Origin of the sequence: Opacimonas viscosa (assembly GCF_024199005.1) — a bacterium.
In the GTDB taxonomy this organism is placed as follows: Bacteria; Pseudomonadota; Gammaproteobacteria; order Enterobacterales; family Alteromonadaceae; genus Opacimonas; species Opacimonas viscosa.
In genome coordinates, this window is the sequence record NZ_JANATA010000025.1 from 1 (window position 1) to 21,971 (window position 21,971).

The following is a 21,971-nucleotide window of genomic DNA, read 5'->3' on the forward strand; positions in this document are numbered from 1 at the left end:
TTTGGATCCGCAGGATCCTTAGTGAGCAGGGAGGGATGACGCCATCTAATGGGGTGATGATGTTACATTAAGTTTATTGATAAGCTATTTATGGATCTTTTGAATGATTTAGGTCGACGGCCTTAAAGAGAGAAAAAATATGTCATTGCCAAATAAATAACTTACAAAGTTAATACTAGATTTTTTTGATTACTATAATCGCATAAGGATCGTTATATAAAAAAACTCAGCCAAAAGGCTGAGTTAAAACAACGACATCTGTTGTAGGACACAGGGTTGTTATTGGTATAGGTGACATATGATCATATGTAAACAGGACGATATTTATATTATTATCGATATACCACCTAAATTCGTTGCATTAAATGATGTATTCTTCACCATCTGGAGCGGTAAACTCTCTTTGTGTAACAAATTCCATTTGGATATCTTGAATACCTGCTAAGTGATTTTTACCACGTGAACCGTTACGGTTAAATTTGAGTTCTACATGTAGACCATCTTCTTTTAATACGATCGACTCTGGTGTCTCTTTGTGGCCACATAGTGCAACAAATTGTTTAGGTTGAGCTAAACCACAATGTGTACCATCTTTGAAAAAAGCCATAATATGACGGAAGTACACAACATACTGTTTAACATCAGCGTGTGAGCCTTTATCTAAAGGAAAACGTGCATCAAGCATGGCGATAATATTAGCATCATCGACTAACACGTCGTAAGCACTCTGCCAGCGTGCATTTGTAGCAGCAATTGCTTGTGCTTGTAAAACATGAGTTTGTGATAAGTTGTCTAAATTGAATGCTGGCATATTCATAATGTATCTCCAAAATTTTTTCTATTTGTCTGTCTCGCCTTCTTTCTTGGCTTTGTACAAACAATGGATTGCCTAAGGACTAAATGTGTATTGCCTTGGCTTGATTTTAATAATAGGATAAAAAATAGAATAATTTCACAGTAAAAATTTCACAGTGTAAATTTTACAAAAACGTGAACCAAAGTATGAGAAGGACATGATCAGATGAAATCAGTTATTCCTAAAGGAAACAGTGGCTTAGGTCGTAAAACTCATTTACTCGGTACGAAAGTACGAAATTTACGTAAAAGAAATAATTTAACACTCGATGACTTATCGTCACGTTGTATTCGGATCAACGCTGAATACGCTCCCTCTGTATCCTACCTTTCCATGATCGAAAGAGGTAAACGAGTGCCTAGTTTTGATATGCTAGAAGTGATTGCAGAGGTCTTCCAAAAGTCACCAGACTGGTTTCTAGATGACGTCCCTGAACAAGATGACATCACACCTGATAAAGGGAGTTCAGGGGGCATTAGTGGTATGCCACTCGAACCGAGTTTTTTGTTTACTCATGACATTTTACAAATCGCTATTCCAGAGATGCTTTCCCAAACGGGAATAAGTGGTCGTCAATTTGCACATCTGTTGATCAGGGCTCACCAAGAGCATCATCAAAATCATTTTCCTGATTTGGAAAAAGCGGCTGAAGAAGTGGGTATGAAACGTATGCCGTTGAGTGTTGGTGAGTTAACTATGCTGGCCCAGCAACAAGGTTTACAAATTAAATGGTTTAATAAGTTACCGAAAGGTTTTGCCGCAGAATATGGTGTTAATGAAACTTCTGTGGTCACTTCTTACTTTGCCCATCCTAATACTATTTGTATTAATCGTTTGTTGGAAAAACACGAACGTCGTCTCAAATACGATATCGCTGTGCACATTGGCCATAGTGTTTTGCATAACAATGATGGTTTAAAAAGCGTGTTGGTAACAGGTCTAAATCAGTACAGTGTGATGCAAGGTGGCTCAAATACCAAAGTCCACTCTTCGCATATTGATACTCAAGATATTTTACAAGCATGGCGCGACTTTGAAGCGAGCTTCTTCGCTGGTGCCTTATTATGTCCAAAAGTACCATTTAGACAACTGCTTGATCGCAATGGTTACGAAATACAAACTCACGAGATCGTCAATGTTTCGGCTTCTGTCGCCATGCGGCGTATGACTGCAGTATCACCTTATAAACATTGGCATTATTTTGATGCTTTTGCGCCTGGTAAACTCAAGGCTGTTTATCGTGGCAATGGCATTCCACTACCTTGGGGGAATATGCGTGAGGTCGCTGATCCTTGTCAGCATTGGGCTGTGTTTCGCATGATTAATACACCTGTGACAGGTACCTCAGCGCAGTTATCTATTCTTAACGTGGGCAACGAACCACGAATTTACTGCTGTGAATCAACCAATACCAAAGATTTAGCACAAAATAGTCATGTGTTGTGTTCAGGAATTGATTTAAATCCTGCCATTCAAGCTCAAGGTGGAGATGCAACGTCCATTGCACATGAAATTAAAGAGCTGTGTGTCTCAGGTGGTGGTTCAGCTAAATTGCCGCAGTCAATTCAAAAACAATTACTCAGTGTCGCTAAAATATTGAATATTAATTGGGTGGAAAGAGGTGTCCAAACCGATCCCCGGTTAATCTGTTCTAGAGGCGCTGAGTGCCCCCGTGAGCCGAGTTGTTATTCTGGTGATGATGCTGTTATCAAAAGTACATTTATTGCGTGATAACGCTTTACATTATTGTTTAGTAACCAATAACAAAAAGGCCTGTTTTTAAATGCAACCAAACGTGGGTTAATTTAAAAACAGGCCTTTATATATTTTGGTGAGCTGCTAATTCACCTAGTACTTAGCTTTAGAAAATAATTAAATATTTTGGGAATGCTAATACTAAACACAACACCGCAATTTGAATTAGGATAAATGGCATTACCCCTTTATAAATTGTGGATGTCTTGAGCCAGCTAGGAGCAACCCCTTTGAGATAAAATAAACTAAAGCCAAAGGGTGGGGTCAAGAACGATGTCTGTAGGTTCATTGAGATCAGGATGGCAAACCAAATCAAATCAATATCAAGTGCTATCGCTACTGGTGTCAAAATAGGCACGACTAAAAATGCGATTTCGATGAAGTCGATAAAGAAGCCTAAAATCAAAATGGCTACCATTGCTATAATGATAAACATCCATTTATCACCAGGTAAGTCCAAGAAAAACTCCTCGACTAAATACTCAGATCCCGAATAACTAAAGACCATCGAAAATGCAGTCGCACCGATGAGAACAGCAAAGATCATAGATGTTACTTTGACCGTTTCTTTCGAGACAGCTTGTAACGATTTGATGGAAAAGCTCTTGTATGCGATTGATAACAACACAGCACCAACTGCACCGATAGCTGATGATTCTGTTGGAGTCGCAACACCGCTAAATATTGAACCTAACACAGCAACAATCAGCACTAATGGCGGTAAGATATCTTTGAGTGCTTGTTTAATTATCTCGCTTTTAGGCTCGTCGACGACAATGGGGGGACAAAAATCAGGTTTGAATTTTCCTAAAACCAAAATATATAGCGCATAAGCTGTGACCAACATAAAGCCAGGTAGCACCGCAGCTTTGAATAAATCCCCAACCGCAATACCCATAACATCACCCAGGATAATGAGTATGATGGACGGAGGAATAATCTGCCCCAGAGTACCTGATGCACAAATAACCCCACATGCAGTTGGTTGGTGGTAGTTATTTTTGAGCATAACTGGCAATGAGATCACGCCCATTGCAACAACAGAAGCACCAACAACACCGGTAGACGCAGCAAGTAATGCACCCACTACGATAGTCGAGATAGCAACTCCTCCTGAAATCCCCCCAAATAATTTAGCGGATGATTCCAACAAGCGTTCTGCGAGTCCGGTTTTTTGTAGCACAATTCCCATAAAAATAAACATAGGAATAGCCATTAGCGTCGTATTTTCCATGATCGCCATGATCCGATATGGCATAAAAGAAAACAGATCTAAACCTAAGAACGCTACACCGACTAGGACCGATACACCAGCGAAAGTGAAGCCAACATAATACCCCACGAAAAGTGAAATTAGGGCGACACCAAAGAGTAATATACCAATGAGTTCTTCATTCATGACTCTGCTCCTTCTGTTTTTAATTCAAGGAGGCTTTTGAGGTTATCGAGCACTACATAGAAAATACATAACAGTAAAAATACTGAGGATGCTGGAATCACGCTACGAATAATCCAGCGATGAGGTAAACCACCTGGATCAGGGCTTCCTTCACCCATTTCGTATGCTTCAAACGCATAATCAATACTAAAATATAAAATAATTGCCGTAATTGGCAAAGCAAACACAATCGTACCGAACATGTTAATTAACAATTGTTTTTTCTTGGCAAAGTTATCGTAAAACAGATCAACACGAACGTGTCCATCTTCTTTTAAGGTATAGCCGATACCGAACATAAACATAGCAGCGAATAAATGCCACTCTAATTCTTGGAGCGCAATTGAAACGTCATTAAACATATAGCGCATCAACACGTCATAAAAGACGTTGATGATCATCAGGATCAATAGGAGACTGCACAAACTTCCGACCAGGTCGATGAATCTGCGTAACAAAGAGTGTATCAATAACATGGGAATGGTATCTCTTAGAAAAATAGAAATGAGGTAACGCAAAGGTTACCTCATAAGGTCTTGCATTTAGTGTGTCTTACTTTTCGTCAAGACTATCTAAATATGCACGGTCAGAGAAGTTAGTCCACTGACGCGCTTGTTTTCTGTAGTTTTCAATCGATGTTAAGATTTTATTACTCATCTCATCTTTTGCAGCAAATTCTTCTAATAATTCAGCATTTGCTTTCTTGATTGCAGCCATAACAGGAGCAGGGAAAGTACGGATTTTAACGTTAGGGAAATCCTGTTGGATAGTCGCTAAGTTTTTACCACTTTCGTGCGTAGACTGCGTGTACATGTCATATGCTGCAGTTTTCATTGCAATTGTTAAGATAGCTTGTAGATCTTCAGGTAATTCATCATACGCTTTTTGATTAACCATAAACTGCAACTCAGTTGCCGGCTCATGCCAACCAGTGTAGTAGTAAGGTGCAATTTTGTGGAAGCCCATACGTAAATCCAAAGAAGGACCTACCCACTCAAGTGCATCAATCGTGTTTCTTTCTAAAGATGTATATAGCTCACCTGAAGGGATATTGGTTGGTTTTGCGCCAAGTTTAGCAAGTACTTCACCGGCAAAACCTGGGATACGCATTTTCAGACCTTTAAGGTCGTCTAAAGAATTAATTTCTTTACGGAACCAGCCGCCCATTTGGTTACCCGTATTACCACCAGGGAAAGACATTACGCCGTACTGGTCGTAAACTTCTTTCATTAGCTCCATACCACCACCGTGGTAGAACCAAGCGTACTGTTCTGATGTTGTCATACCGAAAGGTAATGTAGTGAAGAACAATGTGTTGATGTCTTTACCTTTCCAGTAATAAGACGCAGAGTGCCCCATTTGGTATTGACCATTTTTAACAAAGTCAAAGATACCTAAAGCTGATTTATGCTTGTTGGATGAATCGATACGGATAGTCAAACGACCACCAGACATCTCTTTCACCATTTTCGCCATGTTCTTGGTAGCATCACCAAAGATTGGGAAGTTAGGGCCCCAAGTTTCAGCGAGTTTCCAGCGATATTTTTTACCATCATCGGCATTTGCTAGCGGCGTAAGTGCGATACTAGCAATGACGAGTGCTTTTAAAACATTAGTCAATTTCATGTTGTTTCCTTATTCATAAAGTGTGTCACCGTTGAAGCACAATTTATAATAATGCTTAAACAATGTGAGCGATATGTTAATTCTTTTACAACAGATAACCATTCGTAAATATACGCAAAGCATCAAGGTAAAAGATCTTACGTAAAACCACCTAATACGAAAGGCGTAGATGGTGATAATATGATAACTGGTATTCATTTATGATCTTTGGGATGATGTTATCGTCATAAGAAAACTTGCTACAGGTCAAATAAAATGCCACTTTCGTTTAGGCTAATGCTGATTGCTATTATCCAGGTAATTCTCACCGCGATTTTTACTTACACATTTGTTACCGATGAATATCGTACTTTGTCGCAACAAAACTTAGCGACATTAGAAAAATTTTTAATTGAGCAAAAGCAACAAGAATTACGTAATTATACCTCTCTAGGCCTTGCTGCCATTGATAATGAGACACATAACTCATTGACGCAAAAACAAGCTGATACATTGGTCGTAGAGCTGACTCAAAAGCTGTTATATGGCGAAGATGGCTATTTCTTTGTCTATGACAACAAAGGAAACAACATCGCTTTACCCAAAGATTTGGCACGTCAAGGTAATAACTTCTGGGAGTTTGAAAATAGCAAAGGTGAGAAAACCATACAGATACTGACACAAAATGCGATCAATGGTGGCGGGTTTCACCGTTATGAATGGTTGCAACCATCGACCAATAAAACCACAGAAAAGTTAAGTTACTCGTTGTATCACGATAATTGGAAGTGGATGCTCGGTACAGGGGTCTATCTCGATAGTGTTAATCAACAATTAGAAAACGTGAAAGAACAAATTGATAAGCATGTGAATCGCACAAAACGCATCATTTTATTTATCGCGATGAGTTCGATATTAGCCATTTTTTTGTTTGGATTAGTCGTCAGTTTAAGTCAGAAAAAACAGTCAGATGAAAAAATCACTGAGTTGGGACAACGCGTCATTAACGCTCAGGAAGAACAAAGTCGTCATATTTCACGAGAATTACACGATGGTATTGTACAAATCTTAATCTCTGTGAAATATGCGTTGGAAGCGACTGGACTGAGTATAAATCGCTCACAGGTAACGAAACCCAAGCCCTTGGTCGATGCGGAAAATAACTTAGATACGGCGATTACTGAGATCCGTCGCATTTCTCACCACTTGCATCCTCGTATATTGGATGAGTTGGGTTTATCAGATGCTATGGAGGCTCTGTCTGTTGAGTTCTCAGAACGCACAGGAATACAAGTCCATGTGCATAAAATGACATTAAGAAAATTACTACCTGATGATATTTCGACAACACTATATCGGGTGGTCCAAGAGTCACTTATCAATATTGATAAACACGCTCAGGCAAAGCAGGTAGAGATTCATATATCCATGATTGATAATTGGCTGACCTTGCGCATCAAAGATGATGGTATCGGCTTTGATACTCTCGCTATACAAACCAACAAAAATACTGGTATTGGCTTGCGGAATTTAGCTGAGAGGGTCGAATACCATCTAGGCTTATTTATGATAAAATCGAAACCGGGTAAAGGCACCACCATCATTGCTAAAATTCCACGGTCGGCTTTTGCGAATCATTTCAATCGTAATGATCATTCGCAAGACGCTAACGAGACCTCAATATCATAGTTATTATTAATAGGAAAACACATGTTAGAGCCGCAAATTCGAGTGATGTTGATTGATGACCACCCTATGGTTCAAGATGGCCTGATTGCCTGCTTTTCGTATTATGATGATATAGAGGTGGTCGCTAGGTGTAATGATGGTTCCACGGCGTTAGCTGAGGCACAGAAGTGTCGTCCCGACGTGATCTTGATGGACATCAGTATGCCAGGTATGAATGGCATCGAGGCGACTGAAATTATTACGGAACAGCTAAAAGATACGAAAGTGCTCATTTTTAGCATGCATGACAATGCTGAGTTCGTCACCAATGCCATTCAGGCTGGTGCCTCTGGGTATATTCTCAAAAATACCAGTTCTACTGAAGTGTACCAAGCCATCAAGGAAATTTCTTTGGGCAAGCCTTATTTCTCAAGCGCGCTCGCAAAAGTACTTGCGACCAATCCTGTGCAACACAAAAATGAGCGCTTAACCAACCGAGAGCAAGTTATTTTGTCACATATTGCACGAGGTAAATCGAGTAAAGAAGTCGCAAATATACTAGATATCAGTGCGCGTACGGTCGAAGCACATAGACGTAATATTAAAGCAAAATTACACGTAGATTCTCTGGCCGAATTAGTGCGATATGCAGTCGATCATGGTCTTATTGATATGGACTTAGAATAGAGCTCATAAATAGTATTGAGAAGCTCTTTAGGGTGAATCGGTTTATTTAAATGCCGTTGCATACCGGCTTCCAAAGCTTTTTGCTGTTCTTCTAATGCGACATGTGCTGTTAGGGCGATTATCGGTATATTACAATGAATACTCCCCGCTTCCCCACTGCGAATAGCTTGGGCAGTATCATAGCCATTCATGATGGGCATTTGGATATCCATCAAAATAATGTCAAAAGAGGGGTGCTTCGCGCCTGATTGTGCAATTTCTTGGAGCTGCTTGATACATAAATAACCGTTATCCACAATCTCACAATGTATCCCAAACTCAGATAATTGTGCCTGGGTAATTTCTTGATTTATTTTGTTGTCTTCAACTAATAAAATACGACAATTTTGTAATTCTGAAAGTGTAAAGTTTAATTCTTCGGCGACATCATTATGGACTTTTTCAGCTAGGGGTAACGGTACACTAAATGTAACACGAGTGCCCACATTGAGTTCACTGGATAATGCAATAGTCCCCCCCATAATTTGAATCAATTCATGACAGATAGTTAACCCCAAACCGGTACCACTTTGTGATTTATGGAGGTAATCTTGCGCCTGCACAAAGGGTTGAAACAACTCTGCTTGGTCAACTTTACTGATCCCAATACCAGTATCATTAATCCAACAAGTTAAGCGATAAGACTCATTTTCTGAAGTGATTTCGGCTCCGATCGTTATCTCACCACGCAATGAAAATTTTGTCGCATTGTTAACTAGATTAAACAATATTTGTTTAAGCCTATTTTTATCACCGAGCAGAGGTACATCAATCAGTTTTGCAAATTCCGGAATCACTTTAATCGGTTTTGTATCAGAAATAATCGTCGCATATTGCAAGGTCTCATTAAGCAATCGCTGTGGAGAAAACCCTTCTTCGGCTAATATGAGCTTTTCAGATTCTAGTTTTGAAAAGTCTAAAATATCGTTAACGATTAGCAATAGAGATTCAGCAGAATATTTGCCTACATTAATTAGTTGTTTTTGGTCTTTTGTTAACGCTGAGTTTTCAATAAGACCTAAAGCACCGATGATACCATTGATAGGAGTCCTGATTTCATGGCTCACAGTGGCTAGAAAACGGCTTTTTGCCCTAGATGAAGAAATAGCTTCCTCTCTGGCGCGTTCCATTTTTTCATTAGCTAAGCTAATTTGTGCATAAGATCGTTTTAAACGGTGGTTGTGTAAAAAGAGTGAGAAAATGATGACTGCTATAAAAAAGCACACAGTGAGTAGTGAGATAAATGGGTAATCTTCAAATACACTGGTCGGCGGATTAATAAATTTATGACGATTGCCTAAAGGCATATTCAAATTAAACCGTTGTAGTAACTCATAATCATACACTTCCGTTTCAAAAACAGGGTCGCGTTGAATCTCCCCAAAATCAAGTATATCCAAGGTTAAACCAACAATTTCTGAACTGGTTTTGACGGGTGAATGAAGGATCCCTCCGACAATTCCGCTACCTAAAAAAGTATCCCAAAAACTAAAAATTGGGACATTAGCTAGGGGCGAAATTTGCTGCAGGAAAGCCTTGGGTGTGACTTGTAGATCCTGCGCGTTTTGAAAGACGGGCATGTAGAAAAACATATCAGCGGGTGTCATTAACGGCAGTGTATCTAAGATATTTTGTGCTACATTGCCCTCAATGAGGATCAGCTCAGTATTTGGTAAATTTTGCGCCATGTACAATTTCAGTTCATTGTATCCAGGTGCAAATAATGATTCCGGAGCACGATTAATAAAGATTCGTTGCGGATTGGGCAAAGTCACAAAAAACTGTTTGATTTGTCGTTCAATCAAGTTTGAATAAATGATTTTGACATCAGGGCCCGTCGGTGTTTCCACGTATTGGATTTGGTTGTTAGTGTCGTAAAGAATACTTTTAACACCTTTAAACGCACCTTCATCCTCGATTAATTTTGCAAACTTAAACCCATTTACGCTCATTGAGACAATGGCATCCATTTGAATATCACGATACTTCGTTTGGATCCCTTTAAGAATATTCCGTTGGAAATCGGGTGATTGTTGAATGTCCGTGTAGGTGTTCTCAACAAATAGTTGAATAGGGGTATCCTTTTTATCCATGGCGACGGCTAATCCTTTGATCAAGGCCTGTGACCATGGAATGGTCGGGTCAAAGCCGTTAATGACCAAGATATTAACGCTTGTAGGTTGCTCAGGAGCCCCCCTTGTCGAGCTAATTTTGTTATTTGAGTCTATAGGGTCAGTACTTAACTTACTAGCCTCATTCTGTCTCAATTCTTCAGCCGAGTTAAGGTTTTGGATATGCATAACATCACGAGCAAAAATCTGCCCGTGTAACATATATAATAGGATTGTGAGTACAAAATATTTTGAAAATAACGTCATAAATGCTAAAAAGCATAACCAATTAGTTTGTCCTAGTTAAGTCTAGTTGATGTAGAAAAAAATGCGTCAATTTATAGTTTTTTCTCATTCTGTATAGGGTAAAATCCTGGGCAAATCTGATATCAATATGGACGCTATATATATGGCTTTTTCAATCGTTTCTTGGTTAGATAAATTAAAAAATAATAAAATTTTTGAAATGACGGTCGTCGCCGTCATTATTATTTCCGCTTTAGAAATTGGCGCCAAAACTTTCCCGCTGTCTGATGGTGCGGTTGACTTCACTAAAATCTTAGACAAATTCATTACTTTATTTTTCTTGTTTGAAATTAGCGTTCGTTTTATTACAGATAACAATAAAAAAGCCTTTTTCAAGAAAGGCTGGAATATTTTTGACACCTTGGTCGTCGCAATCAGTTTGATCCCCGTTGATGATTCAGAAATGGCGTTGCTCGCTCGTTTAGTTAGGGTGTTTAGAGTCTTGCGAATGGTCTCGGTAGTCCCTGAACTTAGAGTGTTGATAAACTCTCTCTTAAAAGCTATGCCACAGTTGTTCTATGTCGTGTTGTTAATGTTCATCATTTTCTATATTTACGCGGCGGTGGGTAGTTATGTGTTCTCTACAATCAACCCTGTGTTGTGGGGGGATATAGCGATTTCTATGTTAACTTTATTTCGAGTGATGACTTTTGAAGATTGGACGGATGTGATGTACGAAACGATGGAGATATATCCTTATTCGTGGATCTTCTATTTTACGTTTATCTTTTTCACTGCATTTGCTTTTTTGAACATGGTGATAGGTATTGTAGTGAGTGTGATGGAGCAAGAGCAGGCAGCTCTAGCTAGAGAAAATGCGGAAGAAAACCATGAACCGACCATTGCTAGCTTACAAGCTGAAATTCAGGAATTAAAAGCACTCATTATGGCTCAGCAGGCAGCCTCAAAGCCTCAGGAGTAAAGCGCTATGCTAGAAGATACTCACGTCCTAGCTGATCGGAATGAGAAGGTACCGCGTCAGGTTAAACTCAACCCTTTTGGCATATGTGTTGCGTGGCTCTTGGTGTTACTCGGTTCCAATATGCTATGGGCAAGTGAATCCATCTCCGATAAGGTCACTGCTGCTGTAGAGTTACGCAATGTTTCTTATCAGGATACACAAGCACAGTTCTTCACCGAACCAGAAGAAACCTGGTATTACGGGGAGGATGACAATCAATTTATCCATTTTTGGGCGGCACAACCAGATACCTCCAAAGAGGATAAATCTCCTGTGATTTTGATTCATGGCGGTTGTTGGCTGTCTGCTTTTGATATTCGTCATACGTTTCCCCAAGCTACAGCACTAGCTAAAGCAGGACACTCAGTTTATAACATTGAGTATCGACGGACAGGTGCTACCGGTGGTGGCTGGCCAACGACGTTTTTCGATATAAAATCAGCACTCGGTAAAATACGCAGTATGTTAGCAAAGGCCCCAGGAAAAAGTGTATCGACGCCGAACAATGCACCTCAGCAACACTCCGTTATCGCTGATGGGCGTCCACTTACCATTAATATATTAGGCCATTCTGCCGGTGGACATTTAGCTTTATTGGCTGCGGCTCAAAGTGCGGATATTTGGCCGGATAATTGGCAAATTCACGTGTTCGGTTTAGCGGCTATCGTTGATATTAAAGACTATGCTAAGGGTACCAATAGCTGCCAAAGTGTTACCAGTGATTTCATGCAAGGTATGCCAGTGGATAAACCAGGTGCATATTACTTGGCTAACCCAAAAGAGCACCCGTTCCAAGCACCACAATTAGCTTCAGTGACTTTATTACAAGGCAGTGTTGATGCTATTGTACCGCGAGAACAAGCAAACCATGTTGACGCAAAAACCGTACTCATTGGTAATGTAGGACATTTTGACTGGTTACATGGGCAAAGTGTTGCTTTTTCACACCTTCTTACTTTGTTGAAATAAATTATGCCTGAAACATTTAAACGGCTGCCATCTTTTGATTTTGTTAGCGCCACGGCTGCAGCAGTGAAGCTAGATAAGCTAGATGTGTTAAAGCACAAACGCACAGAATTTGACTTGCCACAGGATACGATTTATCTCGATGGCAATTCTCTTGGGCCGGTGACGTATACAGCCAAACAACGTGCGCGAGACATCGTGGAACAGCAATGGCAAACAGATTTGATTCAATCGTGGAATTCGCATAGTTGGATTCACCTACCTCAGATGGTCGGGGCTAAAATTGCCCCGCTGATCGGGGCCAAGGTGACGAGTGTAATTGCTTGTGATTCTATTTCAGTGAACTTGTATAAATTACTTTGTGTGTGTCTGGCACAGCAAGCCTGCGACACTCAAAGAACTAAGATTTTAACGCAAATAGGTAACTTTCCAACGGACGGTTACATAGCCCAAGGTCTCGTTCAGCAAAAGCCGCAATATACTCTGCAATTTATTGATGAAAAAGCCATTTTATCAGCGTTGAGCGAAGATGTAGCCGTCCTAATGTTAACGCATGTTAATTATAAAACAGGGTATGTTCTGGATATGGCAACTATCACAGCGGCGGCTCATGCTAAAGGTATCCTCGTTATCTGGGATCTGGCACACACAGCAGGTATTTTACCCGTTGAGTTAGATACTTGGCGGGTTGACTATGCTGTTGGATGTGGTTACAAGTACTTAAATGGAGGACCTGGTGCGCCAGCATTTATCTACGCAGCAGAACGTCATCATCAACAAATTCAACAACCTTTGAGTGGTTGGATGGGCCATGCAGCACCCTTTGCATTTACTCAGGATTATATGCCTGCATCAGGTGTCGATTCGTTCTTGTGTGGCACACCTCCAGTACTATCAATGTCGGTTTTAGATGCGGCTTTAGAGGTTTTCGCTGATGTGGATATGGCGCATATCAAAGCAAAAACATTGGCACTGAGTGAGTATTTTCTCGATTTGTGGCAAGCCTCAGGTTTGGCTCAAATACTCCCATGTATTAGTCCAATATCACCACAGCAACGCGGAGGTCAGTTAGCATTTACACACCCTGAGGCTTATGCAATATGCCAGGCTTTAATTGCAAATGGCGTTGTTGGCGATTTTCGCGCACCCAATGTGTTACGCTTAGGTTTTGCCCCTTTATATTTGTCTTTTACCGATATATTGGAGAGTATAAAGCGTTTAGTTGAGATTATGGAAAACGAAACGTATCGACAGGAGCAATATCAGGTCAAGCAAGCTGTCACTTGAGTATCCGGGTCTGACTAGGACTTTTGAGAACATGTTTGTTGCGGCTTACCGCACTTAACATTACAAATCTCGGTTTTAAATATGTTATTCTAAACAAAAAAATGTAATAGACCGTTGATGAATTCTTCCATAACTTGGCGCCATCATTTTGCCCGCAGTGCATTTACGCTTCTCGTGAGCACAGTCATGCTGTGCTCTATGTTGTTATGGGTGTCACGTTGGGTGTTGCGTTCCCCAAAATTCGTGGCTAAACGGCCACAACGCTGGGGCTTCTACGCCACGCCGCTACAGACCAGCGATTGCTTATTTCATTGTGCTTCTGTAGGAGAGGTCGTTGCCGCTTCGTGTATCATTAAAGCATTGTTGCACAGGGCGCCAAATTTACGCGTTACTGTCACGACAGTGACTGCTACTGGAGCGCAACGAGTAAAGGATATTTTTGGTGAACGTGTCCAGCATGTGTATTTACCTTATGATACTCCTTGGACTATGCGTCGGCTGTTACGTAAAGTCGCTCCTAGACAGGTTTATATCACTGAAGTTGAACTGTGGCCGAATATGTTGGCAAGTTGTGCTGCATTAGCCATTCCTACTGTGCTAATCAATGCCAGAATGACAGCGCGTTCAGCTCGCAAATACCAAAAAATCGCCTATCTGTTTACGCCTATGCTAAGTCAATTAGCGCATGTGTGTGCCCAAGGCCAACGCGATTTTGAACAGTATATCCAACTTGGATTAGCGCCTGAAAAACTCACCTTAACCAATAATGTAAAATTTGATCAGATTGGTGATATTGATATCCCGGAAAGTATTATTCAGCTCAAAGCGGTGTTAGAAGAACGTTCTACCAACGTTTTGATAGCAGGATCTACCCATGCTACCGAAGAAATATTTTGGTTGGAGACGTTCCAAAAACTGCTGATATCTTCACCCAATCTTGTCTTGTTTATCGTACCGAGGCATCCTGAACGCTTTGGTAAAGTCGCCCAAGAAATCGCCGCCACTGGTTTAGTATGGCAAAAATGGTCAGATTGGGATAAGACCAAAACATACAACCTAGCATCTACCACCCAAGTTGTTTTGGTCGATGCTATGGGGGTTTTAACCCCTCTGTATAGTTTGGCAAATATTGCATTTGTAGGCGGAAGTTTAGTGGAGAAGGGCGGGCATAATGCACTTGAACCAGCGAGTTTTGGTTTGCCTGTTTTAATGGGGCCGCATCTTTACAACAATCCTGTTATTTGCCAAACGTTGCAAGAAGTTGAATGTTTGCATGTAGTGAATAATACTGAATCAGCGGTAACGTTTTGTCATCGCTGGCTCACCCAACCATCACTTGCTCAACAACAAGGCGCGGCAGGGCTAGAGGTGATTCAGCGCAATCGTGGCGCATTAGCACAAACACTGACTGTATTGGATAAGCTCACTAGGGGATAACGATGGTTGTAGAAAACAAACAATACGTTGAACACGTAGAGCAGACGAGTGCTGAGTCATATGCTAAAGATACCCATAAAGTTGTTATTGTTACTGGTGGCGCAAGTGGGATTGGTTTGGGACTGGTGCAACACTATTTAAGTAAGGGGTATGTAGTTGCCGTTTTTGATATTACCAGTAAAGAAGATTTATCTGCCTCCCAAGATCCTGAACTACAATCTGTCATCAGTCATCCCAACACTTATTTCATCAATACGAATATTGCAAATAATGCGTCAGTCCAGGCCGCAGTTACACAAGTACACAACACTTTAGGCGCCCCGCATATTGTCGTTAATTGTGCCGGTATCCTAAGAGCTGGCCCATTTACCTCTTTAACCGCAGATGATTTTAGTACTAGCTATCAGATAAACGTTCTGGGTACGCGGCATCTGGCGGCTGCCTGCTTACCCCTAATGCGCAAGGGGGGGAGGTTTGCTATGGTTGCCTCTATGGCTGGTACGATAGGCATTTTTGGTTACACAGCCTATGGTAGTTCAAAGTTTGCTGTACTTGGTTTTGCTCAATGTTTACGAGCGGAATACGCCAGAACAGGAATAAGTATTTCGGTAATTTGTCCGCCCGAGATCGACACACCCATGGTGGTAGCAGAAACGAGAACCATGCACCCTGCTACACGTATCTTGAAAAGCTTTGCCGGAAGATTAACCCTCGATGACGCATTACCTGTGATGATTAAAGGGATTAGCCAAAGACGTTTTATGATTATTCCAGGTTGGCAGGCTAAAATGACGTTTTGGCTTAATCGCTTAACGCCGATCTGGTTACAAAATCGAGTGATGGATTTCTTAATAAAACGTCATAGCTAACCCAGCTATGGCAAACTGGCTGTATATTTCGTGGGGTGGGTTCAATGCCCTTTTTGCAAAAAATATCTACGATATCTAAATCGAAAAGGGTGTTTGGAGTACAACACATAATAAAAAAGGAGTAGCTAAATACTACTCCTTTTCAGGTTAAAATATGAGTCAAGGTTCTGTAACTTTTTCCTTTGACTTAATTTTCAGCTTTAACTGGGAAGCCTCGGTCGCGCATTAACGCTTCAACTTTTGCATCACGGCCGCGGAAAGCGCGATATGCATCAGCAGGGTCCATAGCATTGCGAACTGCAAAAAGATACTTCACCAAGCGCTCACCCACTTCTTTATCGTAAAAACCGCCTGGTGCGTTTGCAAAGGCTTCTGCAGCATCAGATGTAAGGACTTCAGCCCACATATAACCGTAATATGCAGCCGCATAACCTTCACCAGAAAAGATGTGTTGGAAGTGTGTTGAGCGATGGCGCATTGGGATCTGACTTGGCATTCCTATCGCTGCTAATGTCTCACGCTCAAAGGTTTGTATATCTTTGATTTGTGCAGGATCGGTGGTGTGGTATTTCAGATCCATAATTGCTGATGCCATATATTCAGTAGTTTTAAAACCTTCATTGAACGTGGAGGCATTCTTGATTTTCTGTACTAACTCATCCGGAATTCGCTCTCCGGTTTCATGATGTACTAGGAACTGGTCAATGACTTCATCCGTTAATAACCATCGTTCTAACAACTGCGACTGAAACTCTGTGTAATCACGTACACCTGAATGCGAAGAAGGGTATTTCACATCAGCTGCCAAGAAATGCAATGCATGTCCGAATTCGTGGAAATATGTTTCGGCATCATCAAATGAAATTAAGGTAGTTTGTCCATCTGGTGCTTTGACAAAGTTAGAATTATTCGCAGATAGGACATTTGTTTCACCTTCAAACGTTGTATATGAGCGATAATAAGTCGCCCATGCACCTGAACGTTTACCTTGACGAGCAAACGCGTCTAAATACCAAAGGCCAACATTTTCGCCAGTAGTCGCGTCGGTGACTTCCCAGACGTTCACATCTTCATGCCATACTGGCACACTACCCGCCTTAACAGGAGTGAATTTGAAGTTGAATAAGCGCTCTGCGACGTAGAACATTGCGTCACGTAGTTTGTCGATTTGGAAGTATTGTTTCACTTCGTCAGAATCCAGGGCATATTTGTCTTTACGGACTTTTTCTGCGTAATAACGATAATCCCATGGCGCAATTTCAATATCTGCACCTTCAGCATCTGCAATCGCTTGCATATCAGCAACTTCTTGTTCTACTCTAGCAAGAGCTGCAGGCCAGACTTTATCCATCAAATCCATAGCGTTCTGTGGGTTTTTCGCCATGCGATCTTGCAAACGCCAGGTTGCGTAATTATCAAAACCTAATAGTTGTACGCGTTCGTGACGTAATTCTAAGGTTTCTTTGATGATGGCATTATTGTCAAATTCATCACCATTATTCCCGCGTGAGTAGTAATTCGTCCAGACGGTTTCACGTAACTCGCGGTTGTCTGAATACGTCAAAAACGGATCCATGGATGAACGCGTATTCGTTACGGCAAACATGCCTTCTTTGCCACGTTCTGTCGCTGCGGCAGCTGCTGCATTTAAGTATGACTCAGGTAATCCTGCGGCTTGTTCTTTGGTGAAAAATGTTACATAGTTTTCTTCGTCATTAAGCACATTGGCTGAAAACTTAGTAGATAACTCCGCTAAGCGTTTGTTGATTTCCGCTGTGCGTTTCTTGCCAGCCTCATCGAGCAGAATGCCGCTTCTGATAAATCCTTCATAAGATGATTTGACGATACGTTGCTCTTCTAGAGTCAATGTCGGATATTCTTCACCTTCATAGACGGCTTTGACTCGCGCAAATAAATCTTCATTTTGTGAAATTTTGGAGCTGAAGTCAGATAATTTAGGGCTTAACTCACGTTGAATGGCACGGAACTCTGGACTTGACATGTTAGATGCCCAAATGCCCCAATAGGAAAAGACATTGTCGAGTTCTTTTCCTGCTCGTTCCATTGCTGCAAACGTATTGGCAAAAGTGGCAGGTGCCGGGTTATTCGCAATGGCATCCATCTCAGCAAGTTGCACTTGCATGCCATACTCTACAGCAGGCACGATAAGATCTAAGCTCATTTTATCAAATGCAGGGACCCCTTCATAAGGACCTGTGAAATCTTGTAACAAAATATTTTCTTTGACGATCGAGTCGTCGATAGTGCTTTTTGCTGCGGCAACCACATCAGTTGCAGCCGCAGCTGTCGTAGGTGCTTTGGTCTCACTACAACCACTTAACGCAATTACAATTGCTGCGCTAAGTGCTGTTAATAAAGGCTTTTTCATAATTTTTATATCCATCGTTGTTGTTTATTTTCATATTTTGTCGGTGACAAACCGGACTCATATAAAACTTTTTTTATACACAACGATACATTAAAAAATTATCAGAGATTACGCAAATACAATTGTCTTATTGGCATCAATAATCACTCGGTCTTCTAAGTGAAAACGCAACCCATTCGCTAATGCCGTCTTTTCACAATCACGTCCTTTTCTGACCATATCCGTCGCTGAGTCAGAATGTGAGATACGCATGACTTGTTGTTCGATAATCGGCCCTTCATCGAGGTCACTTGTCACATAGTGACAGGTAGCCCCAATCAATTTGACTCCTCGGTCATAGGCTTGCTGATAAGGTTTAGCGCCAGCGAAAGATGGTAAGAAGCTGTGGTGAATGTTGATTGCCTTTCCTGCCCAATTATGACACATGTCTTCTGGTAGAATTTGCATAAAACGAGCAAGCACAACAGTGTCCACAGATAATTCAGATAAGATCGCTTCGATTTGAGCAAAAGCATCTGCTTTGGGTTGGCTTTTGAAGTTAACAAAATAAAAAGGGACTTTGTACCAAGCAGCAATATCAGCAATAGCCTGATGATTAGCAATAATACATGGAATTTCACATGCCAGTTCGCCGGTATGCCAGCGATGTAATAAATCAGCCAAGCAATGCGTTTCATGACTGGCAAGTAAAGCAACTTTGGGCAAAGACGCGGGGTCAGAGATATGCCAATCCATTTTAAATTTTTCTGCAATTGGCATAAATGCAGCAGTAAAAGTAGCCATATCCAACGTCATGCTATCTGCTTGGATTTCGTGACGCATAAAGAATCGCTGTGTTGTGAGGTCCGTATGATGGTTAGCTTCCAAAATAGTCGCGCCGTATTGGGCTAAAAATTGTGACACCTGTGCGACTAAGCCAATTTGGTCTGGACATTGGATAGTAAGACGAAATGAGTGTTGCATAATGAGTTGATACTTCCTATGAATAAAAATAGGGATTCAGAACAAACGTAACTTAGGACTAATTTTGTCAATAATGGCAACGGTGCTGTTGCCATTATTGAGGCTGTTCAACACAGTCAATGATTAATTAGCACGTGTCACGTGCAATGCTCGATCCTGATTTAAATGAGCATATCATGAATTATTGAAAAAATGGACCAATGAGCAATACAGTTTTTTAAACTTGGCAATTACATCTGTTTTGCAGAGTTTCGAGTCTGAACATTTTGATCTTGATCAATATAGCGAATATTTATTTTTCTTATATAGATGAAGTACGTAACACCGAAGAAAATTAACTCTAATAAAAACATGATGTTACTAAAAAGCAAAACGATATATTTATAAATATAAATGATAATTTAATATAATAGAACGAAAGTCGCATGAATTTTGAACAGAATATCGTTATATAATCTCTGCAAGTCGAAAATTTGTTCAATGAGTTGGCTTCGACGGTGGTGAGATATGATGTGGGAAATTAGCCACATAGGACCATATTTCCCCCTATCAAACAAGGAAACAAGGAAATTATTATGTCTAGAGTTGCATTAGTTACAGGTGGTACACGCGGAATTGGTGAAGCAATCTGCATTAAGTTAAAAGAAAAAGGTTACACAGTCGTAGCTAATTACGGCGGTAACGACCAGAAAGCGCAAGAGTTTACAGAGCGCACTGGGATCGCTGCATTTAAATTTGACGTTTCTGACTTCGCAGCAACGCAAACTGCAATTCAACAGATTGAAAATGATTTTGGTCCAGTTGATATTTTAGTAAATAACGCCGGTATTACTCGTGATGGTACGATGCACCGTATGTCTTTCGAGCAGTGGGATGCTGTTATTCAAACGAACTTAGCCTCATGTTTTAACACTTGTCGCGCAGTGATCGAGGGTATGCGTGAACGTGAATTTGGTCGTATCATCAATGTAGGTTCGGTAAACGGCCAAGCTGGTCAGTACGGTCAGGTTAACTATGCAGCCGCAAAATCAGGTATTCACGGTTTTACTAAAGCATTGGCTCAAGAAGGTGCTGGTAAAGGTATTACAGTTAATGCTATTGCTCCAGGTTATGTTGATACAGATATGGTACGCGCCGTACCAGAAGACGTTTTAGCAAAAATTATTCGTACTATTCCAGTCGGTCGCCTAGGTCGTCCAGAAGATATTGCGAACAGTATTGCCTTTTTGGTAGACGATGAATCTGGTTTCATTACAGGTTCCACTTTGTCTATCAATGGTGGTCAGCACATGTATTAAGCCTTTGACAGGTCTTGTTTGGGAGCAGGGCGGCTCTCATTACAAGGATGTTATAAGGATGTAGGTTTGGGCTAGACTCGACATCTTACTTGCTAACTCAGGTAAACGTCGTTTCTAGCCTTTCTCTTTTCAGCGTTTTTCTAACGCAGCAAATACTTCTGGATGAGCAAAACCATCAGCGACTAATCCTTGGTCTAGTTGAAATGCTCTAATCGCAGCCCGTGTCCCCGAACCAATGATGCCGTCAATACCATTGATTTCATAGCCTAACGCTTTCAGTTTACGTTGGAGTTTTTTGGCATCTTCAATACGAATTTTTGCATTAGCGGGGAAAGGAACCACCAAACCAGGCGCATTGTTAATTTGTTCTGCTAATTTTCCTACTGCAATGGCATAAGATTGTGAGTTATTCCAACGCATGATGATGTTGAAGTTCTGGTAGGCTAAAAAAACGGGACCGTTGTAACCTGACGGTATAATAACTGCCGCGGATAAATCAATATCAGGTAAAGGCTCACCATAAACCGTGGTTATTCCCTGTTTGCGCCAGAACGATAGAGGCTTACGTTGTTTGCGATCCGCGAGTGCGTAATCAAAACCCTCGGGTAATTTAATTTCACGTCCCCAGCGATAACCTGCTTGCCAACCAAGCTGGTGTAAAAAGTTTGCTGCAGAAGCTAAAGCGTCTTGTTCGGAATTAAACAAATCAATTTTATTGTCACCATCACCATCGATGGCATACTGGGCATATGTTGTAGGCATAAATTGTGTATGCCCCATAGCGCCAGCCCAAGACCCTTTTAATGTGCCTACCTCGAGCTGATTGGTTTGGATAATATCTAAAACGGTTAATAGTTCTTTAGTAAAAAAACTTTTACGACGAGGTTCACAAGCTAATGTAGTTAATGCATCAATCGTAGGGATCTTACCCTTGTAGTTGCCGAAGTTAGTTTCTAGGCCCCAAAACGCCATTAAATATGGTCCAGGTACACCATAACGCTTGGTTAAATCATGCAAAAAGGCTTTGTGTTCTTGATATTTTTCTTTACCTTTGCTGATCCGCCAATCGTTGACTCGCTTGGTGTAATAATCTTCAAATGTGGACAAAAACTCAGGTTGGTTACGGTCGAGTTGCACGACTCGTTGTCGTTGTTGGGCAGAATCAAGGGTTTTATTGAGGGTATCTTCGGTAATGCCTTGCTGGCTAGCTTGTGCGCGGAGTTCGGCGACGCAACTCGAAAATTCGTTGGCTTGTGTACTGGTTATGGAGCTAAGAAATATTGGAGAAAGTATGAAAAAAAAAGCAGTTGAGAAGCGCATTGCTATCCTTGTTTTG

The 21,971-nt window shown here is 41.0% G+C and carries 17 protein-coding genes; 9 read left to right on the forward strand and 8 right to left on the reverse strand.

All coding sequences use genetic code 11. From position 1 onward, the window contains the following. Window positions 1-361 precede the first annotated feature (361 nt). A complete protein-coding gene (locus NLF92_RS11595; RefSeq protein WP_254102113.1) occupies window positions 362-817 on the reverse strand; it encodes an aldolase/citrate lyase/malate synthase family protein in 456 nt (151 codons plus the stop codon). Between the two features lie 204 nt (window positions 818-1,021). Between NLF92_RS11595 and NLF92_RS11600 the strand changes: the two genes are divergently transcribed. Continuing rightward, the gene (locus NLF92_RS11600; protein WP_254102115.1) at window positions 1,022-2,587 is read left to right on the forward strand and encodes a DUF3612 domain-containing protein; all 1,566 of its coding nucleotides are present in this window, start codon (window positions 1,022-1,024) and stop codon (window positions 2,585-2,587) included. Between the two features lie 130 nt (window positions 2,588-2,717). On the opposite strand, the gene NLF92_RS11605 is transcribed toward NLF92_RS11600, so the two are convergent. The 3 genes from NLF92_RS11605 to NLF92_RS11615 all read right to left on the reverse strand — a co-directional run bounded on the left by NLF92_RS11605 (window position 2,718) and on the right by NLF92_RS11615 (window position 5,675). Next, entirely contained in the window at window positions 2,718-4,010 is a 1,293-nt protein-coding gene (locus tag NLF92_RS11605; protein WP_254102117.1) for a TRAP transporter large permease, read from the reverse strand. Beyond that, complete coding sequence (locus NLF92_RS11610) at window positions 4,007-4,525, reverse strand: TRAP transporter small permease subunit (RefSeq protein WP_432420227.1); 519 nt, start codon at window positions 4,523-4,525, stop codon at window positions 4,007-4,009. Before NLF92_RS11610 ends, NLF92_RS11605 begins: the two co-directional genes overlap by 4 nt. A gap of 76 nt (window positions 4,526-4,601) precedes the next feature. Beyond that, window positions 4,602-5,675 (reverse strand): TRAP transporter substrate-binding protein, encoded by a 1,074-nt coding sequence (locus tag NLF92_RS11615; protein WP_254102121.1) that lies wholly within the window; start codon window positions 5,673-5,675, stop codon window positions 4,602-4,604. A gap of 255 nt (window positions 5,676-5,930) precedes the next feature. Between NLF92_RS11615 and NLF92_RS11620 the strand changes: the two genes are divergently transcribed. Together NLF92_RS11620 and NLF92_RS11625 are read left to right on the forward strand one after the other, a co-directional pair. Continuing rightward, window positions 5,931-7,343: a cache domain-containing protein gene (locus tag NLF92_RS11620; protein WP_254102122.1), complete on the forward strand. Its 1,413-nt coding sequence runs from the start codon at window positions 5,931-5,933 to the stop codon at window positions 7,341-7,343. A gap of 21 nt (window positions 7,344-7,364) precedes the next feature. Continuing rightward, window positions 7,365-8,009 (forward strand): response regulator, encoded by a 645-nt coding sequence (locus NLF92_RS11625; protein WP_254102124.1) that lies wholly within the window; start codon window positions 7,365-7,367, stop codon window positions 8,007-8,009. On the opposite strand, the gene NLF92_RS11630 is transcribed toward NLF92_RS11625, so the two are convergent. After that, on the reverse strand, window positions 7,979-10,426 hold the full coding sequence (locus NLF92_RS11630; protein WP_254102126.1) for an ATP-binding protein: 2,448 nt from the start codon (window positions 10,424-10,426) through the stop codon (window positions 7,979-7,981). The two genes, NLF92_RS11625 and NLF92_RS11630, sit on opposite strands and share 31 nt — an antisense overlap. Window positions 10,427-10,568: 142 nt before the next feature. Between NLF92_RS11630 and NLF92_RS11635 the strand changes: the two genes are divergently transcribed. From NLF92_RS11635 to NLF92_RS11655, 5 genes are all read left to right on the forward strand, one after another. Continuing rightward, entirely contained in the window at window positions 10,569-11,387 is an 819-nt protein-coding gene (locus tag NLF92_RS11635; protein ID WP_254102128.1) for an ion transporter, read from the forward strand. A gap of 6 nt (window positions 11,388-11,393) precedes the next feature. Then, window positions 11,394-12,395 carry an alpha/beta hydrolase family protein gene (locus NLF92_RS11640; RefSeq protein ID WP_254102130.1) on the forward strand — a complete coding sequence of 334 codons (1,002 nt, stop codon included), beginning with the start codon at window positions 11,394-11,396 and terminating at the stop codon, window positions 12,393-12,395. Between the two features lie 3 nt (window positions 12,396-12,398). Next, entirely contained in the window at window positions 12,399-13,679 is a 1,281-nt protein-coding gene (gene kynU / locus NLF92_RS11645; protein WP_254102132.1) for a kynureninase, read from the forward strand. 117 nt (window positions 13,680-13,796) lie between these two features. Continuing rightward, window positions 13,797-15,116 (forward strand): 3-deoxy-D-manno-octulosonic acid transferase, encoded by a 1,320-nt coding sequence (locus NLF92_RS11650; RefSeq protein WP_254102134.1) that lies wholly within the window; start codon window positions 13,797-13,799, stop codon window positions 15,114-15,116. Window positions 15,117-15,118: 2 nt separating this feature from the next. Continuing rightward, complete coding sequence (locus NLF92_RS11655; protein ID WP_254102136.1) at window positions 15,119-15,985, forward strand: SDR family NAD(P)-dependent oxidoreductase; 867 nt, start codon at window positions 15,119-15,121, stop codon at window positions 15,983-15,985. A 187-nt stretch (window positions 15,986-16,172) separates the two neighbouring features. Here the strand turns inward: NLF92_RS11655 and NLF92_RS11660 are convergent, their stop codons facing one another. Both NLF92_RS11660 and purU read right to left on the reverse strand, forming a co-directional pair. Next, entirely contained in the window at window positions 16,173-18,374 is a 2,202-nt protein-coding gene (locus tag NLF92_RS11660; RefSeq protein WP_254102138.1) for a M3 family metallopeptidase, read from the reverse strand. Between the two features lie 108 nt (window positions 18,375-18,482). After that, window positions 18,483-19,337: a formyltetrahydrofolate deformylase gene (gene purU / locus NLF92_RS11665; protein ID WP_254102141.1), complete on the reverse strand. Its 855-nt coding sequence runs from the start codon at window positions 19,335-19,337 to the stop codon at window positions 18,483-18,485. Between the two features lie 575 nt (window positions 19,338-19,912). On the opposite strand from purU, the gene phbB reads away from it, so the two are divergent. Next, a complete protein-coding gene (gene phbB, locus NLF92_RS11670) occupies window positions 19,913-20,635 on the forward strand; it encodes an acetoacetyl-CoA reductase (RefSeq protein WP_254102143.1) in 723 nt (240 codons plus the stop codon). Window positions 20,636-20,764: 129 nt separating this feature from the next. Here the strand turns inward: phbB and NLF92_RS11675 are convergent, their stop codons facing one another. Further along, complete coding sequence (locus tag NLF92_RS11675) at window positions 20,765-21,955, reverse strand: lytic murein transglycosylase (RefSeq protein WP_254102145.1); 1,191 nt, start codon at window positions 21,953-21,955, stop codon at window positions 20,765-20,767. Window positions 21,956-21,971: the final 16 nt, after the last annotated feature.